Source organism: Cohnella sp. GbtcB17, assembly GCF_019091135.1.
In the GTDB taxonomy this organism is placed as follows: Bacteria; Bacillota; Bacilli; order Paenibacillales; family Paenibacillaceae; genus Cohnella.
Window position 1 is genome coordinate 50,478 of the sequence record NZ_JAGXJW010000045.1, and the last position, 16,674, is coordinate 67,151.

A 16,674-nucleotide genomic window follows, 5' to 3' on the forward strand; every position below is an offset into this window, starting at 1 on the left:
AATTTGAAGAAACGGCGCGCAGAATTCCGCTATTCGGGCACCCCGAAAAAGCTTTCGCCAATGCTGCAATGCAGCCTTCGAAAACCCGCCGAATATCCTGTTGTTCGAACCCTCCGGCGCTGACTGGCCGGGTCAACCTATCGTCATTTTCCGCTACCGTTTATTAACCAGCGGCCGCGGAGTTTAAACCGATATGTTGAGGACATTTATAAATTTATATCAATATATTGTGGCTGTCAATCCATGGAGCGGCCTAAAATTTATGGACTGCCGGCAGGAATTCGCAAAACCCGCGCCCCGTAAGGGCTGCGGTCGATTGGGGCCGACTCGCAAAAAAACGGCGGGCCGAAAATTGACGGCGCCGGCCCGCTTCTACTACATATAGGGGGAGTTCTTGTCCGATTTGTCAAGGGATTGTTTTCGAATTTTCCGCCGTCAATTGCGCATCCGCTGCCTGAACTCTTTGGGCGAATGCTGGTTGTGCCGCTTGAACAATTTGTAGAACTGCGCCATGTTCCAGATGCCCACCTCGAAGCTAACCTCCATAATGCTGAGGTCGGTCGTGAGCAGCAGGCGCTCCGCTTTTTTGATCCGGTTGTAGTTAACGTAGTCCACGAACGGGATGCCCATCGTCCGCTTGAACGTCTTGATGAAATGGTGGTAGCTCATGCCCAGCAGGCGGCGCACGTCGTCCACCGCGATCTTCTCCCCGAGGCGGCTTTCAACATAATCGAGCACGGGCCGCATCCGCACGATGCCGGCCTCCTCGGTGCCGCGCAGCATCCCGCGGTCGTCCCCGCGCAGCAGCAGGAGCAGCAGGCGCTTGATCGAAGCGCTGACGGCGATCTCGTAACCCGTCCTCCCGCTGTACGTCTCATCGTAGATCTCCGCGATCAGCGCATGGGCCTCCGCTCTGGCGGCCGGATTGACTTCGAATATGTAGTTCAGGTCCTCGAGCGGACCGGTCAGCTCCGAAAAATGATGCAGGTACGGCAAGATGCTCTGGTCAAAATGCCGCACGAGATCGACCTGGAATACGATATATCGCACGGTCTCGCCATGCGCGCTCCAGGTCCGGTGCGGCCGGGAGGAGCCGATCACCATCACGTCCCCGGGACCGAGCGTCGTCAGCGACGTCATCGTCTGCACCTCGAGACCGCCCTCCAGAATCGCCAGAAACTCCACTTCTTTATGATAATGCCAGGGCCAGGCATCCGTTGGCCTGCGAAGCCGCTGAACGCCTCGAAGCTCCCATACTTTGAGGAACAACAGCGGGTTCTGGTATACGACTTTTTCGTTCACCGCAGCGGTGTGCGTATCGATGGCGTTCGGCATCTTCTATCGTTCACCTCATTAATAGCTTCATCAAGCAGTATAACACTTTTGAATACAAATGAATTAAGATCAGACATATTCCGGCAAGCCCGGATTGACTATACTGATAACAAGAAAGCATAAACATGAAACTAAAGATCGGGAGGCTTCAGCCAAATGACACAACGCATCAGAGTTACCGTATGGAACGAAAATCGCCACGAACAAACGAACGAAAAGGTACGCGAGGTGTATCCGGAAGGCATTCACGCCGCGATCGGACAGGGTCTCGGAACGCAGGACTTCGAAGTCCGCTATGCGACGCTCGACCAGGACGGAGAGCACGGCCTGTCCGAACAATTGCTGAGCGAGACGGACGTGCTGTTCTGGTGGGGGCATATGGCGCACGGCGACGTCAAGGACGAGATCGTCGATCGCGTCCATGCCCGCGTGCTGCGCGGCATGGGACTCATCGTGCTGCACTCCGGCCACTTCTCCAAAATTTTCAAGAAGCTGATGGGTACGTCCTGCGACCTCAAGTGGCGCGAAGCCGACGAGAACGAGCGCATCTGGGTCGTCGCGCCGAACCATCCGATCGCCGAAGGCATCGGCGAGTACATCGATCTTCCCGCGGAAGAAATGTACGGCGAGCACTTCGACATCCCCGCGCCGGACGAGCTGGTCATGGTGAGCTGGTTCGAGGGCGGCGAAGTGTTCCGCAGCGGCTGCACGTTCCACCGCGGCCAGGGCAAGATTTTTTATTTCCGCCCGGGTCATGAGACGTACCCGACCTACTACAACGAGCAGATTCGCCGCGTGCTCGGCAATGCCGCCAAGTGGGCCGCGCCTTCGACACGCGAATACCCGAAGTACGGCAACCACAAGCCGCTCGAAGCGATCAAGCCGAAGTCCTGATCGCCCGTCCGCGTCATACGACCGCAGCCTCGCCGGTTCTCGCCGGCGAGGCTGTTTTTTCTCGTTCGCAGGCTGGCCCTCTCTTCCCTTCCCTTCACTGACGCGGGCAACTGCGGTACAATAGATCGATGCCTCCGTAACGGGACATGAACGCCATGGGACGAAATGGAGATGAACCACTTGCCGGAACTGACGGAGCAATCCGCGCAAAAAGAAAAGACGGGACTTCGCGCCGAAGCGCGCGTGCTTGTCATGACGGCGGTAGAGGCGGAACGCGATGCGGTGCTCCGCGGCCTGAACGGCGACAGCCGCTTCGACGTGCGGCTGTGCGGCGTCGGACCGGCGAGCGCGGCCGCACGCACGGCCGCCGCGCTCGGAGACGGCGAAGACTGGACGCTCGTCGTGAGCGCCGGCATCGCGGGCGGGTACCCCGAGCTGGCGCCCGTGGGGACGCTCGCGGTCGGCACCGCCTCCATCGCCGCCGATCTCGGCGTCGAGACGGCGGACGGCTTCGCCTCGGTCGACGAGCTCGGCTTCGGCGCTTCCGCGCTCGAAGCCGACGCTGCGCTCGCCGAAGCGCTGCTGCAGGCGCTGAACCGCGCCGGACTGGTCGCCGCCTCGGGTCCGATCGTGACCGCGTCCACGGCGACCGGCACGTCCGCTACGGCGGCCGTCCGGTCCGCGCGCGTGCCCGGCGCCGTAGCCGAGGGCATGGAAGGCTACGGCGTAGCTGTCGCGGCTTCCTATGCGGACAAGCCGTTTATCGAATTGCGCGCGATCTCGAACGCGGTCGGTCCGCGGGATCGCGACGCTTGGCGCATCGGCGACGCGCTGGCCGCGCTGTCCGCCGCATTCGCCATTATGAAGGAGGTCGAGCTCGCTTGAAAATCGCCTATTCCCCTTGTCCTAACGATACGTTTGTCTTCCATGCGTGGTCGGCGGGCCTGATCCCAGGCGCCCCTAGCCTGGACGTGACGTACGCCGACATCGACATCACCAACGGCTTGTCCGAAGGCACGGAAGGTCCGGAGGTCATGAAAATCTCCTACGCGGCGCTGCCGTGGACGCATCCCGACTACGCGCTGCTGCCTTGCGGCGGCGCGCTCGGCCGCGGCTGCGGGCCGCTCGTGCTTACGGCCGGCGGAGCTGCGGACGGGCAATTCGACCCCGCCCTGCTGTCGGGCAAGACGGTAGCCGTGCCGAGCGAGCGCTCGACCGCCTACCTGTTGTTCCGCTTGTGGGCGTCTCAGAACGTTCCCGGCGGCGTCGGCCGCATCCTGGTCATGCCTTTCCACCAGGTCATGCCGGCGGTGCAGCGCGGCGAGTTCGACGCTGGCCTCGACATCCTCGACGCCCGCTTCACCCACCAGCACTATGGCCTGACGATGCTGCAGGATCTGGGCAGCTGGCGGGAGCAGGATACCGGCCTTCCGATCCCGCTCGGCGCCATCGTCGCGAAGCGCTCGCTCGATCTGGAGGCGGTAGCCGGCTGGATTCGCGCTTCCGTCGACTATGCATGGGCGAATCCCGAAGCTTCGCGCGAGTACGTGATGTCGCATGCGCAAGAGCTGTCGCCCGAGGTGGCCAAGTCGCATATCGACTTGTATGTGAACCGCTTCACCCGCGATCTGGGCGAGGACGGCTTCGCGGCCGTCGACGCGCTCCTCGGCCGCGCCGCCGCGGAAGGCCTCGTGCCCGAAGCGCGCCTGGCGTCGCTCCGTCTGCGCAGCGGCGCAAACGCCCGCTAAACCTGCTCGACCGCGCCAAACGGCCGCGCACGTCCCTTATGGACGGCGCGGCCGTTTTTTTGCGCCGAACGGCGATTCACATAGCCGTCTGGCGTGTATGTACTAAACAGCGAAGCAGGCTGCGAATCGCAGCAACTGGAGGTTATGCGAGTGGCGTCAAGCAGGTCGCAAGTTCCCTTCGAGGCGGTCAAATCGGCGGTCGCCGGTTCTGCCACGTATGCGTCGGGGGGCCGGTTCGGGCCGCGCAAGCAGCGCGATTTTGAGCTTTTGCTGCTGGATGCGGGCGAGATGCGCGTCACGATCGACGGCGCGCCTCAGCAGGTCAAGGCCGGACAAGCCATATTGTTGAAGCCCGGACATGTGGAGTCCTTCGATATAACAGGCAGCGACGTGACGCGGCACAATTGGGTCGCCGTGCAGATCGACAAGCGCTCGCTCCCCGGCGGCGATGCCGCCGAGCCCCCCGACGTATGGCCCGTGTCGCCGGAGATGAACAAGCTCGTCGAACTCATTCTCACCGTGCAGAACGAGCTGCCGAGCGACGGCGCAATCATGCGGAGCCTGGGCGCCGCCGTGCTCCGGCTCCAGCCCGAAGCGGACGGCGCGTCGGCGGAAGGCATCGAAACTTCGCCAGGCTCGCCTGCCGTCGAACGGGCGTTAGCCTGGATCCGCTCGCATTACGGAGGCGAGATCAAGCTGAGCGATCTGGCCTGGGAGGCCGGGGTCACGCCCGAGCATCTCGTGCGGCTGTTCAACAAATACGAGCACGAGACGCCGATTCATTATGTGTGGCGGTACCGGACCGAGCGGGCCGTGGAGCTGCTCGAGCATACGGGGCTGCCCGCCGCGGAGATCGCGCGCCAGTGCGGGTTCAAGACGCCCCATCATTTCTCGCGCACGCTCAAGCAGATCACGGGACGCACGCCGTCGGAAATCCGCAGGGCCAGCTGGAACGGCGAAGAGCTCTAGCCTTCGCCCGCTTCCGCTTGTCCGGCCCCGGCGACTCCGGAGCCCCGGACGTTGGCCAGCGCTTGGGCGATCCTGTTCAGACCTTCCTCCAAGATCTCGCGCCGGGTCGCCAGATTGATGCGGATGCGCCCTTCTCCCTCGCTTACGAACGCGCCGCCGCCGCTTACGGCAACGCGCGCTTCCTCCACCATTAGACGGCCCAGCTCGGCCTGGCTCAGACCGAACGGCCGCATATCGATCCACAGCAGATAAGTCGCTTCCGGCACGTAGACGAGCGCCTCGGGCAGTCGTTCGGCGAAAAAGGTGGCCGCGAACGACGCATTTTCGCGCAAATACGTCAGGCATTCCTCCAGCCAGGCTTCTCCTTCCCGGTAAGCCGCCTCCGCCCCCGCGATCGACAACGGATTCGGCCCCCGGTAACCGAGCGCCTGATCGAGCCCTTTCCGAAGCGTCTCGTCGGTCGCCACGGCGAACGACGTATGCAGCCCCGCCATATTAAACGTCTTGCTCGGCGCGATGAACGTAACGGTGCGCTCCGCCATGCCGGGCAGCGATGCGATCGGCTTATGCGCGCCCGACAGAATCAGGTCCGAATGGATCTCGTCGGATGCGACCGTCACGCCGTAGGCGCCGCAGAGCTCCGTGAGCCGGTTCAGCTCGGCCTCCTCCCACACGCGTCCGGTCGGATTGTGCGGACTGCACAGCAGCAGCAGCTTCGCTCCCGTCAGCTTCAGCTTGGCCTCCAGATCTTCAAAATCGATCGTATACCTTCCATTCTCGATCTTCAACGGATTCAGCACCAGCTCACGGCCTTGTCCGGTCACCGCCTCGCCGAAAGGCCCGTAGACCGGGGGTTGCACGATGACGCTGTCGCCAGGCTGCGAATAAGCTTGCACCGCCGCCTTGAGCAGCGTCACGACGCCCGGCGCGAACAGCAGGTCGCTCGTGGCGACCTTCCATTCGAATCTGCGGTCCAGCCAGCCCGCCACCGCCTCGAACAACGAAGCGGGCAGCTCGGAATAGGTGAACAGTCCTTCGTCTACGCGACGCCGAAGCGCCTCCAATACGGGTGCCGGCGCTTCGAAGTCCATGTCGGCGACCCACAGCGGCAGCAGATTTTCTCCTTTGAACAGACGATCCGCACCGGACCATTTGAGCGAGTCGGGGCGCTTGAGCTCTACCTTTTTGTCAAACTTGTTCATTGAATCCCCTCCTGTTCGTCGTGTCGGTCACGGGCGGGCTTGATCAGCCTGAACGATTGGCCCGCGACCGCGAGAAATATCAAGCGTCCGTCCTCCAGCTCGCACGGCACGGCGCGACCGGCTCCGTCCTCGACCGCGGCCGCTGCGCTCCCCGGCAGCCGTACCGCGCAGCGGCCGTCACGGTCGGCCGCGATGCGGACCTCCGCCCAGTCGCCGTACCGCCAATCGATATCGACGCGATAGCCGCCCCGCGCGCGCAAGCCGCGCACGCCGCCGGCCGGCCAAGCCACGGGTAGCGCAGGCAAAATCCGCAGCTCGCCCGCATGGCTCTGCAGCAGCATCTCGGCAATGCCTGCCGCTCCGCCGAAGTTGCCGTCGATCTGAAAAGGCGGATGCGCGTCCAGCAGGTTCGGATACGTGGACTTGGCGAGCAGCTGCGAGACATAGCGATGCGCTTCTTCGCCGCTGCCCAGCCTTGCCCACAAATTGACGAGCCAGGCGCAGCTCCAGCCGGTATGTCCGCTGCCGGCCGCCAGACGGAGCTCAAGGCTGCGGCGAACCGCAGCGGCCAGCTCAGGCGTGCCCAGGCGGTCGATTTGCTCGGCCGGGTACATGCCGTACAGGTGGGAGAAGTGCCGATGGCCCGGCGACTCCTCCTCGAACTCCTCAGACCATTCGAGCAGTTGGCCCTTGCTGCCGATCCGGAACGGCTCGATCCGGTTCACCGCGTCCTGCAGCTCGAGTCGCCATGCTTCGTCCACACCGAGCTCGGCGCCGGCGTCGATCACGCTTTGCAGGAGCTCGGACAAAATAGAGAGGTCCATCGTCGTGCCCGCGGAGAGCGCGCATTGTCGGCCCTGCTCGTCCAGGAACAGATTCTCCGGCGTTGACGCGGGCGAGGTGACGAGCTTCCCGGAGCCGTCCGGCACAAGCCAGTCGAGCGCGAAGCGCGCCGCCTCCTTCATGATCGGGTAGAAGCGCTCGGCTAGCTCCGCGCGGTCGCCGCCATACAAGTACCGCTCCCACAGATGTCTGCAAAGCCAAGCCGCGCTCATCGGCCAGAGCGACCAGCTGGCCGATCCTTCCACGGGGTTCGCCCTGCGCCAGACGTCCGTATTGTGATGCGACGTCCAGCCCCGGGCGCCATAGTGAATTCGCGCCGTCTCTTTGCCTTTGACGCTCAGCTCGCCGATCAGGTCGTACAGCGGTTCGGCCAGTTCATGCAAATCGAGCGCCTCGGCCGGCCAATAATTCATCTGCGTGTTGATATTGATCGTATAATTGCTCCGCCACGGCGGCGTCAGGTGATGGTTCCAGATGCCTTGAAGATTGGCCGCCTGCGTGCCGGGCCGCGAGCTTGAAATGAGCAAATATTTCGCATAATGAAAATACAGCTCCGTCAGCCCCGTATCCGCGCTGCCTTGATTTGCGCGCGCGAGCCGCTCGTCCGTAGGCAGCGCGGCCTGCTCGTCCACGCCCGCGACGCCCAGCCGAAGATCGGTTCGGTCGAAAAAAGCGCGGTACGAATCCGTGTGCCGTTCGATCAGCACGTCGTACGACGCAAGCGAGGCGTCCGCCAGATCCTGCATGCAGCGCGAGACCGGGTCCGGTCCCGCGGCGGGATCGCTGTCGTAACCGGCGAAGCTCGTAGCCGCCGTCAGCAGCAGCGTCGCCCGCGACGCGCCCGATACGCGGATGCGGCCGTCCCCTTGCGTCTCGGCGCGTCCGTCCGTATCCACGACGCGAATGACCGCGGCGAACCCGGTTCCCCGCCCCGGCGCGTAGGCGACCTCCGGCGCGACGGACACGGGCGCGCGGCCACTCATGACCAGTGAGCCGTCCGCCATCGCCGACGTCTCGGCCGGATGCGGGCTCTCGAGCGATGCCGTGAAGCCGAGCGCGCCCGGCCTGCCGGCCGTAAGCCGCACGACAAGCGCCTGCTCGGTCGCCGAGACAAACGCCTCCCGCTTGAAGACGACGCCGTCCTCTTCGTAAGACACGGTGTGCAGCGCTTGCGAGAGATCCAGCTTCCGGACGTATCCGGAAGGCGCTCCCGGGCTGAGCGCATCCACATCGATAAGCAGATTGCCGAGCGGCTGATAAGCTTCCGTATCGACGCTCAGCATATTCGCTTCGGCAAGCTGCTGCGCTTCCCAATACTTCCCTTCGGCGATCAGCTCCCGGCAGCGCGCCAGATGCGGGAGCGCGCCATGGTTGTTCGTATCCGCAGGCTCGCCCGACCAGAGCGTGTCTTCGTTCAGCATCATCCGCTCGCGCCGCGGGTCCCCGAACACCATCGCGCCGATGCGCCCGTTGCCGATCGGCAGCGCTTCGTTCCATTCCAACGCGGGCCGTCTGTACCAGAGCGTCCGCAACCCTTCGTTTTTCCAGCTTGACATCCGTTCTCCCTCACTCCGCTTGCAGACTGTTCCGGCATCCTGCCGGGCGAATACCTCCATGCTATCAGAAGGGGTCGGGAATGTGAACGCCTATTTGGAGACACGCGGTATAATGGAGAATAGATCGGAGGGTTGTTCATGAACTTAAGCATATTGGACCAGGCGCCGCTCGTCGCCGGCCAGAGCCCGGGCGACGCGCTGCGCTGCTCGGCGGCGCTCGCACAGGCCGGCGAGCGCTTGGGCTACGCGCGCTACTGGATCGCCGAGCATCACGATCTCGGCGGGCTCGCCTGCTCGACGCCCGAAGTGATGCTCGGCATGATCGGCGCCGTCACCTCGCGCATTCGGATCGGGGCCGGCGCGATCCTGCTGCCCTACTACAAGCCGTACAAGGTCGCGGAGACGTTCCGCCTCCTCGCTTCCCTGTTCCCGGGACGGATCGATCTCGGCGTCGCCAGATCTCCCGGCGGCCCGGCGGAGATATCGATGGCGCTGTCGGACAACTACCTCGAGCGCGCGCTGCGAATGCCCGATGACTTCGCCGCACTTGTGCGTTACCTGGACGGCGAAAAACCCGGAACCCCGGAAGCGGGTCACGGGGAAGCCGATCGCGTGAAAGCGGCAGATGAAACGGTTCGTCCGCCGACGGGCGGCGCCGGCGTCGGCCCCGCGCCATGGGTGCTCGGCACGAGCGTCAAAAGCGCAAGCCTGGCCGCCGCATACGGGACGGGCTATGCTTACGGCTATTTTATGAACCGCGAAAATACACGCGATGCGATCGCCGCCTATCGCAGCGGCTTCGACGGGTCGCGCGGCGATCGTCCTTACGTCGTTCTGGCCGTGTCGGCCGTCTGCGCCGATACGCAGGAACGGGCCGAAGCGATCGCCCGCAGCGTGCGGGCCTGGCGCTTGCTGGCCGGCCAGGGCCGCGGCGAGACGGGCATTCCCCATCCGGACGAAGCGGCGCGCCTGCTCGGCGAGTCCGGGCCGGCAGCGTTCGGTGAGCCTGGCTCCGAGCACGCCCTGATCGTCGGCGATCCCTCGCAGGTTCGCGACCGGCTGCGGGCGCTGCGCGAGACGTTCGACGCGGACGAGCTCATGATCGTATCGTACGCGCACGACTTTGCCGACCGCGTTCGCTCGTACGAGCTCATCATGGAAGCCTGCGCCGACTAGCGCATCCGCTCGAGCAGCCGCGCCGTCAGCCAAGGCCATATCGCCGCGAGCGTCTCGTCCATGTTCGTTCGGCCGTCGTCTGCGGTATAAGGCGAGCCGTCGCGAAAATAATCGGCGTGTCCCCCGGCGATCCGGACGGCCGCGCGGGCGCCCGGCGCATGAAGATCGCCGCGCCAGCCGGGCAGCAGCCTGCCCGCGTTTTTGCTCCAGCCGCCGAAGGACCCGATCCTGCAGATCGGGTCCGCCGCCTTGCCCGCGGCCAGCGTCTGTGGCCGCGCAGATGCCGGCGTCTGCGCGCCGTTCGCCGCACCGCGGGCCTCCCGCGTCCGCTCCGCCTGCACGTAGAGCACCGCGTCGCGCAGCGGTCCGGGAATGCGGCACTTCGGCGATCCGATCATGACGACAGGGCTCGGCAGCCCGCCTTCGCGCGCGAGCAGCAGCCCTGACGCATGCACGGCAGCCACCCCGCCCGCGCTATGGCCGACGAATAGCGCGAGCTCCTTTGGACGATCGGCTGCACGCTCCCCATTCGCCGCTGACGCCTGTCCCTCTCGTACCGCTTCCTCTTCTTGCCGATTTTTTCGGGCGTCCGATTCGGACCGGTCCCGATCGAGCTCGGCCAAAACGCGACGCCCCCCGATGGAGCGCTCGTACCTCCGATACGGAAGCATGATGTCAAAGCGCGCCTCCCGGATTTGCGGCAGCAGCCTCCTGTGCCAATCGTCGTACGGAAAGAGCACGCGGCCGCGCACCTCGCACCCGAGCGCAGCCAGACGCGCGGCGAGCGTCGCGTTCAAGCCGTCGAGAAAACGAGGCGCGCTGCGCACACCGTTCAGCACGTACAATCGCAGCAGATAGCCGGCGCCTGCGGCGTTCGACGTCTGCGTCCCGGGCATCCGAATCCCCGCCGTCACTCCCGCTCCGATCACCGCGCCGCCTCCCCGTGCTCAGACGCGTACCGTTCGGCCTGCACGATCCGCGCCATGTCGCTCGGATGCGTCGAACGAAGCCACTTCACGAGCAGCGGCGGATTCACGTCGCTCAGCGCGGCGACCGCCAGCTTCTGATGCATCGTCACCGCTCCGTCGGCCGTGCCGAGCAGCTCGAGCGCGTACCGGTCCGCGGCCGCCTCGGCGTGTCTGGATACGGCGTTGGAGACGGGCAGCGCCGCAAAATTCAGCGCAGACAGCAGCAGCAGAATGAGCGGTAGCGCGTTCATATCCGAGACGCGTTCAATGCCCCACGCCTTGCCTTTCGTCCGCAAGACAACGCCGAAGATGCCGCCGCCGATCCAGAGCAGCACGAAGGAGCTGCCGATCGCGCCGACCGCGCTCCATTCCAGATGATGCTTGACGTAGTGGCCCATCTCGTGCGCCATAATCTGCATAATCTCCGGCTGGTCCAGTCTGGCGAGCGCCGTGTCCCACAGCACGATGCGAAGCGATCCGCCGATGCCGGACACGTAGGCATTGATCGCGTTCGTCTTGGCCGACATATGCGCTTCGTACACCCGATCCGCCGGAATATCGGCCTTGCCCGCCAGGTCCAGGATCGCGGACTCGAGCGCAGGATCGGACAATTCCCCGAACTTGTCGTAAAGCGGATCGATGACGACAGGCTGAACGTACATCATGAACAGCGTAAACGGAACCGACAGGAGCCAAAGCCGAAGCCACCAGCGGCCGCCGCGAGACATGATCCATCTGGCAACGGCATAGACGGTCACCATCGTGGCGTAACCGATCGCGAAGTCGAGCCCCCGGTCTTCCAGCCAGCTCCCCGCGGTCTGCGTCGAGATGCCGTAGCTGCGCGACACCGAATAGCTGGCGATCTTGAGCGGCAAATACAGCAAGGTGGATGCCGCATAGACGAGCAAAACGTAAAAAGGCAGACGCATAAGCGCCGGCAGCCTGCTGCTCTCGATCCGCGCCTTCCAGGCGCGCGACCAGCCGCCGGTCAGCAGAAACAAATAGATCGCCCATTGCCAGGGCCAGCTAAGAAAAAAGATGCCGTTCCGGATCGCGTTCAGCGTCGCGCTCTCGCGAAGCTGATCCGCCGTATAAAAAAGGGACGGGTCGGCAGCGCTGCCTTTGTATGCGTCCGGCACCGCGTTCGGCGACGTATACCATACGTACAGAAGGATGATCGCCGCGCAGGCCGCCAACCATAAGCCGTACTTTCGAAGCCGCAAGACGATGAACATGTCGACTCTCCTTGCCGGTCGTTTTTCTTCATCATAAAAGCTGGCCGTCCCGATTGCAAAAAAGAACCGTACGCCCTATGATCGTATCAACGCCAATCATTCGCCATATACCGGAGGTTCCGCCGCATGCAGACGCATCCGCTTCAATTCGTCATTTTCGGAATATTAATCGTCATTTTCGGCGTCGCCGACCTCCTCTTCCTCAATCCTTACGTAGGCGCCATTCTCGTGGTCGCCGGCATCGCGCTGGCCGTCTTCGGCTGGCGGCGGGTACGAATGTCCAAGAAGAGCCGGCCTCCCCGGACATGAAATGGATTCGTATAGGCTATAGCATAAGCCGATCCCAGCAATCCACATACACTGACTGAGCAACGAGCATTTAACCTCGGACACGGTGGTGATAGCGATGGGATATCCGGTTGAAGGCGGCGGCTACGGCAGCGGCGCAGCGTTCGCGCTCGTTATGTTCGTTTTGCTCGTCATCATTTTGCGGGTCGGCTTTTTCTAAACGATCCGGCCAACGAAAGAACGGCCTCGAAGGGGAGCCTTTCGCCCTTCAAGGCCGTTCTTTACTCTTAACCGATACGCAGGGCTCGATTCATCAGCCCAGCCAGCCGTTGCGTTCGGCAATCAGCGTCGCTTCGATTCGGTTTTTGGCGTCCAGCTTCTGAATCGCCTCGGACAAGTAGTTGCGTACCGTGCCGTGCGACAGGAACAGCCTCGATGCGATCTCGCCCGCGCCAAGCCCCGCGCCGGCCAGCTTCAGCACTTCCCGCTCCCTTTCGGTGAGCGGATTTTCGGCTTCCCAGAGCTGCATCGCCAGCTCGGGGCTGACGGCGCGCCCGCCGCCGTGAACCGACCGCAGCGCGGCGCCGAGCTCGTCAATCGGCGAATCCTTCAGCAGGAAGCCTTTGACGCCTGCCCGCATCGCACGCTGAAAATAGCCCGATCGCGAAAACGTCGTCAGAATGACGACCTTGCAGCCGTGCTTCGTTTCCTTTAATCGCTCCGCGACGTCGAGCCCGGTCAGCTTCGGCATTTCAATATCCATCACGCACAGATCGGGATCGAGCGTTTCGATCATCCGAAGCGCCTGCTCGCCGTCCGCCGCTTGTCCGACGACCTCGATGTCGTCCTCGAGATCGAGCAGGGCGCTAAGCGCCCCCCGCAGCATGCCTTGATCCTCCGCAACGATGACTCTCACGCGCCACTCGCCTCCTCAACTCCCGTTTTTTCCACGAGCGGCAGCTTAATGACAAGCTGCGTTCCCGCCCCCGCCTCCGAACGCCATTCAAGTTCTCCCTCGATGAGTCGCAGCCTTTCCCGCATGCCTTGCAGCCCCGAGCCGGCGTTCGAGCTCGATGACCTGGTTCATTCCATCTTCCTCCATTCGTCTAACCGCTAGCAACAGTGTATCGTTTGGAAAATCGCTCATGCATTCACAACCGTAACCTTCCGGCATGACAATTGTCATATGAAAATCGCGAACGTTTCTCTCTTATGAACGCCTTCCCTTCCCCTGTCCGAATTAGGTACAATAGGGAAGTCGGACCAGCTTGACCCGTCCTCCTATTCTATATGGCAAAGGAAAATGCGAACCCATGATCATCCAACCGAAAACCCGCGGCTTTATCTGCACGACCGCGCATCCGGACGGCTGCGCCATCCAGGTTCAGCGTCAAGTGGAATACGTAAAAGGAAAACCTGCTATCAAGGGCCCTCGCAATGCGCTTGTCATCGGCGCGTCGACGGGCTACGGCCTCGCTTCCCGCATCGTCGCCGCCTTCGGCGCCGGCGCGAATACGATCGGCGTCTACTTCGACAAAGCCGCCGAAGGCGCCCGCACGGCCTCGGCCGGCTGGTACAACTCCGCTGCCTTCGAAGAAGCGGCCTCCGAGGCCGGGCTGAAGTCGTTCAGCATCGACGGCGACGCCTTCTCCGACGAGAACAAGGACAAGACGATCGCCACAATCCGCGAGGAGCTCGGTCAGGTCGACCTCGTCGTCTACAGCGTCGCTTCTCCTCGGCGGACGCATCCGAAGACAGGCGAGACGTTTTCCTCCGTCATTAAGCCGCTGGGCGGCACCTACACGAACAAGACGGTCAACTTCCATACGGGCGAAGTGTCGCTCGCCTCGATCGAGCCCGCCACCGAGGACGAAGTCCGTCAGACAGTCGCCGTCATGGGCGGCGAAGACTGGGAGATGTGGATCGACGCGCTTCGCGATGCCGGCGTGCTGACCGAGGATGCGACGACCGTGGCGTACACGTATATCGGACCGGAGATCACGCATGCCGTGTACCGCGAAGGCACGATCGGACGCGCCAAGGAGCATCTCGAGGCGACCGGCCTCCGCCTGAACGATCGGCTGTCCGCGACCGGCGGCCGCGCGTTCGTCTCGGTGAACAAGGCGCTGGTCACCCAATCGAGCTCCGCCATTCCGGTCGTTCCGCTCTACATTTCCGTGCTGTACAAGGTCATGAAGGAAAAGGGACTTCACGAAGGCTGCATCGAGCAAATGTACAGGCTGTTCTCCGAACGGCTGTACGGCGGCAGCGAGACCGCGGTGGACGAAAAAGGCCGTATTCGCATCGACGATTGGGAGATGCACCCCGAGATTCAAGCCGAAGTCGAGCAGCTGTGGGCGGCGCTTTCGACGGACAACGTGTATGAGCTGTCCGATCTCGAAGGCTACCGCAAGGAGTTTTTCCAGCTGTTCGGGTTTGAGACCGGAGCCGTCGATTACGAGGCGGAGGTCGAGCCTGACGTAGCGATCGCGAATTTGCGCTAGACGACAAAGGGAGCCCCGCGGAGGGCTCCCTTTGTTTAAGCGTTATGCGATGACGCCGACAAAGGCCAGATCGAAGCGCGTGCCGCCGCAATCCGGCTTGTTACCGTGAATGACCTCCAGCTCCACCTCGTGCCTGCCGCCCGGCAGGTCGTCGGCCAGCGTCTCCATCTTGAGCCATCCGGTCGGCCCGCACCAGTCGTGGCGCACCCTGGACGTTGCTTGCCACTCGCCGCCGTCGATCCGATATCGGCATTCGGCGGACAGCTTGCCGAAGTCGAATGCCAGGACGAATCCTCTCCCCTCGAACGAAAAAGCGAGCTTGGCGCCGATCGCCGAAGTCGACAACGCGCGGTCGATCCATTCCAGCGTCACCCAGCGCTTGATCATCCAAGGTCCTTCCGTCCGAAGGTCCTCGAACGGCAAGATAGATACCTGCTGCCAATGCCCCGGATCCAGCGGCTCCGGCAGCCCTGCGGATGAATTGGCGACTTCGGACACGGTCTCGTCCGACGCGTTCGAGAGCGCCGAGCGCAAAAAGCCGATGACACTCTCGCCATAGCTGTAGCTGCCTCGCTCCGTCGGATGAAGGTTGTCGGGAAGCCATTCCTCCCAGCGAAGCAGCCCGGCCTTTACCTCATTCAACGCATGCAATCCCATCCATACCGAGCTAAGCCCGTAATGCGCCGCAAGCGCCTCGAATTCCTCGATGCTTGGCGGCACTCGTCCTTCGGTCATCGGTTCGTACATGTCCCTGCAATAGGTATAAACCAACACCACGTCCGTCGTTCCGCTCGCAAGCAGCTGTCTGAGCAAACCTTCGCGCGTTTTTTGCCGTCGCTCGGTCGCTACGTCATTGTCGTTCACCGCGAACTCCACGAAGACGAGATCGCAGCCCCGATCGATAAGGTCCCGCTTGGCGCGAAAGCAAGCCAGATCGCTCCCCGTCGCGCCAATCCCCGCGTTCTCCACCGCTATTCTGGTGTCCGGATAATTTGCTACGAACCAGCGCGCGACCGGCTCCGGCCAATTGTGGCCGGGTCGCCCGTCTGTGATCGATCCGCCGATAAAGCCGACCGTCAGCCCGCCTTCCGCCAGCTTCCGCTTCGTATTCGTCAATTGTCCTCGAACGCGGACGACCTCTAACCTGCTCGCTGCTCCCCGCTCCACTAGATCGCTCCCTCTCTTGTGTCCTGCTACACGTTATTTTAACAGCTTGTCATATGATGGCAACCCGCTATTATTGCGAAATTTTATTAGCGATTTTGTTCAATATCTCGTATTTGGGTAATAGAAGATATCCCCTTACGATATGGAGGTCATCACAATGGTACTCGTACTCGGAATCCTAGCGGTTATCGTAGCCATCGTACTTTGGTTGGCCAAGGCAGCGGTCGAATTCGTCTGGTCGTTCGGCGGCATCGGTCTGATCGTCCTGATCATCGGTCTCGTCCTTCTTTCCCGCGGCCGCAGAAACGCGTTATAACGCTCCACACTACTTAGAAGAAGCCGTCGGCGCTTGCGCCGGCGGCCTTTTCGTATCTAATCCTGGAGGGTGTATCGTATCGCGTGTCCCATGTCTCCCGTCACGCATACTGTTCGCGGACCCAGGCGCCGTTATTTTCATTCATTTCGCCCAGTTTGGCGACTTTGCGGACTGAGGGGCCTTTATTTATACGTTAGCGGATTATTTCTGGTGCCTGCGGCGCGATTAACGTCTCTCCGGTCCGCAACATGCTCTATAGCGCGGATATTCGCATAATAACGCCTCATGAGTCCGACAGTACACGCGATGTCACGCTCGCCGCCGTCACCATTCGCAAAACACAACAAAAAACCACCCTCCGAAGAAAGTGGTTCTCTTTGCAATTTAGCCTGGCGGCGTCCTACTCTCCCAGGACCCTGCGGTCCAAGTACCATCGGCGCTGGAGGGCTTAACGGTCGTGTTCGAGATGGGTA

General features: G+C 62.7%; 17 protein-coding genes and 1 rRNA gene. 9 read left to right on the forward strand and 9 right to left on the reverse strand.

Going from position 1 to position 16,674, the window contains the following annotated elements:
- Positions 1-435: 435 nt before the first annotated feature.
- A complete protein-coding gene (locus tag KVT38_RS22935) occupies positions 436-1,335 on the reverse strand; it encodes a helix-turn-helix domain-containing protein (protein WP_217596073.1) in 900 nt (299 codons plus the stop codon).
- Positions 1,336-1,491: 156 nt separating this feature from the next.
- On the opposite strand from KVT38_RS22935, the gene KVT38_RS22940 reads away from it, so the two are divergent.
- The 4 genes from KVT38_RS22940 to KVT38_RS22955 all read left to right on the forward strand — a co-directional run bounded on the left by KVT38_RS22940 (position 1,492) and on the right by KVT38_RS22955 (position 4,946).
- Complete coding sequence (locus KVT38_RS22940) at positions 1,492-2,229, forward strand: ThuA domain-containing protein (RefSeq protein ID WP_217596074.1); 738 nt, start codon at positions 1,492-1,494, stop codon at positions 2,227-2,229.
- Between the two features lie 171 nt (positions 2,230-2,400).
- Entirely contained in the window at positions 2,401-3,114 is a 714-nt protein-coding gene (locus KVT38_RS22945) for a futalosine hydrolase (protein ID WP_254639462.1), read from the forward strand.
- Positions 3,111-3,977: a 1,4-dihydroxy-6-naphtoate synthase gene (locus KVT38_RS22950; protein WP_217596076.1), complete on the forward strand. Its 867-nt coding sequence runs from the start codon at positions 3,111-3,113 to the stop codon at positions 3,975-3,977. Before KVT38_RS22945 ends, KVT38_RS22950 begins: the two co-directional genes overlap by 4 nt.
- A 150-nt stretch (positions 3,978-4,127) precedes the next feature.
- Positions 4,128-4,946, forward strand: a complete 819-nt coding sequence (locus KVT38_RS22955; RefSeq protein ID WP_217596077.1) for a helix-turn-helix domain-containing protein — start codon at positions 4,128-4,130, stop codon at positions 4,944-4,946.
- On the opposite strand, the gene KVT38_RS22960 is transcribed toward KVT38_RS22955, so the two are convergent.
- The gene (locus KVT38_RS22960) at positions 4,943-6,148 is read right to left on the reverse strand and encodes a MalY/PatB family protein (protein WP_217596078.1); all 1,206 of its coding nucleotides are present in this window, start codon (positions 6,146-6,148) and stop codon (positions 4,943-4,945) included. The genes KVT38_RS22955 and KVT38_RS22960 overlap by 4 nt on opposite strands.
- On the reverse strand, positions 6,145-8,547 hold the full coding sequence (locus tag KVT38_RS22965) for a glycoside hydrolase family 95 protein (protein ID WP_217596079.1): 2,403 nt from the start codon (positions 8,545-8,547) through the stop codon (positions 6,145-6,147). The genes KVT38_RS22960 and KVT38_RS22965 overlap by 4 nt, the downstream gene beginning before the upstream one ends.
- A 138-nt stretch (positions 8,548-8,685) precedes the next feature.
- On the opposite strand from KVT38_RS22965, the gene KVT38_RS22970 reads away from it, so the two are divergent.
- Entirely contained in the window at positions 8,686-9,723 is a 1,038-nt protein-coding gene (locus KVT38_RS22970; RefSeq protein ID WP_217596080.1) for an LLM class flavin-dependent oxidoreductase, read from the forward strand.
- On the opposite strand, the gene KVT38_RS22975 is transcribed toward KVT38_RS22970, so the two are convergent.
- Positions 9,720-10,652, reverse strand: coding sequence for a hypothetical protein (locus KVT38_RS22975; protein WP_217596081.1), 933 nt, complete (start codon positions 10,650-10,652; stop codon positions 9,720-9,722). The genes KVT38_RS22970 and KVT38_RS22975 overlap by 4 nt on opposite strands.
- Positions 10,649-11,926: a M48 family metallopeptidase gene (locus KVT38_RS22980; protein WP_217596082.1), complete on the reverse strand. Its 1,278-nt coding sequence runs from the start codon at positions 11,924-11,926 to the stop codon at positions 10,649-10,651. Before KVT38_RS22980 ends, KVT38_RS22975 begins: the two co-directional genes overlap by 4 nt.
- Positions 11,927-12,052: 126 nt before the next feature.
- Between KVT38_RS22980 and KVT38_RS22985 the strand changes: the two genes are divergently transcribed.
- Together KVT38_RS22985 and KVT38_RS22990 are read left to right on the forward strand one after the other, a co-directional pair.
- Complete coding sequence (locus KVT38_RS22985; protein ID WP_217596083.1) at positions 12,053-12,235, forward strand: hypothetical protein; 183 nt, start codon at positions 12,053-12,055, stop codon at positions 12,233-12,235.
- 97 nt (positions 12,236-12,332) lie between these two features.
- Positions 12,333-12,434: a sporulation protein YjcZ gene (locus tag KVT38_RS22990; protein ID WP_217596084.1), complete on the forward strand. Its 102-nt coding sequence runs from the start codon at positions 12,333-12,335 to the stop codon at positions 12,432-12,434.
- Between the two features lie 93 nt (positions 12,435-12,527).
- Here KVT38_RS22990 and KVT38_RS22995 read toward each other — a convergent pair whose 3' ends face one another.
- On the reverse strand, positions 12,528-13,130 hold the full coding sequence (locus KVT38_RS22995) for a response regulator transcription factor (protein WP_217596085.1): 603 nt from the start codon (positions 13,128-13,130) through the stop codon (positions 12,528-12,530).
- Positions 13,127-13,255 (reverse strand): ATP-binding protein, encoded by a 129-nt coding sequence (locus KVT38_RS35280; RefSeq protein WP_256454978.1) that lies wholly within the window; start codon positions 13,253-13,255, stop codon positions 13,127-13,129. Before KVT38_RS35280 ends, KVT38_RS22995 begins: the two co-directional genes overlap by 4 nt.
- A 272-nt stretch (positions 13,256-13,527) precedes the next feature.
- Between KVT38_RS35280 and fabV the strand changes: the two genes are divergently transcribed.
- Positions 13,528-14,718 carry an enoyl-ACP reductase FabV gene (gene fabV / locus KVT38_RS23000; RefSeq protein ID WP_217596086.1) on the forward strand — a complete coding sequence of 397 codons (1,191 nt, stop codon included), beginning with the start codon at positions 13,528-13,530 and terminating at the stop codon, positions 14,716-14,718.
- Positions 14,719-14,760: 42 nt separating this feature from the next.
- On the opposite strand, the gene KVT38_RS23005 is transcribed toward fabV, so the two are convergent.
- Positions 14,761-15,885, reverse strand: coding sequence for an SGNH/GDSL hydrolase family protein (locus KVT38_RS23005; RefSeq protein ID WP_217596087.1), 1,125 nt, complete (start codon positions 15,883-15,885; stop codon positions 14,761-14,763).
- Positions 15,886-16,042: 157 nt separating this feature from the next.
- Between KVT38_RS23005 and KVT38_RS23010 the strand changes: the two genes are divergently transcribed.
- On the forward strand, positions 16,043-16,201 hold the full coding sequence (locus KVT38_RS23010) for a hypothetical protein (RefSeq protein WP_158543922.1): 159 nt from the start codon (positions 16,043-16,045) through the stop codon (positions 16,199-16,201).
- 387 nt (positions 16,202-16,588) lie between these two features.
- On the opposite strand, the gene rrf is transcribed toward KVT38_RS23010, so the two are convergent.
- A 5S ribosomal RNA gene (gene rrf / locus KVT38_RS23015) occupies positions 16,589-16,674 on the reverse strand; the annotation flags it as partial.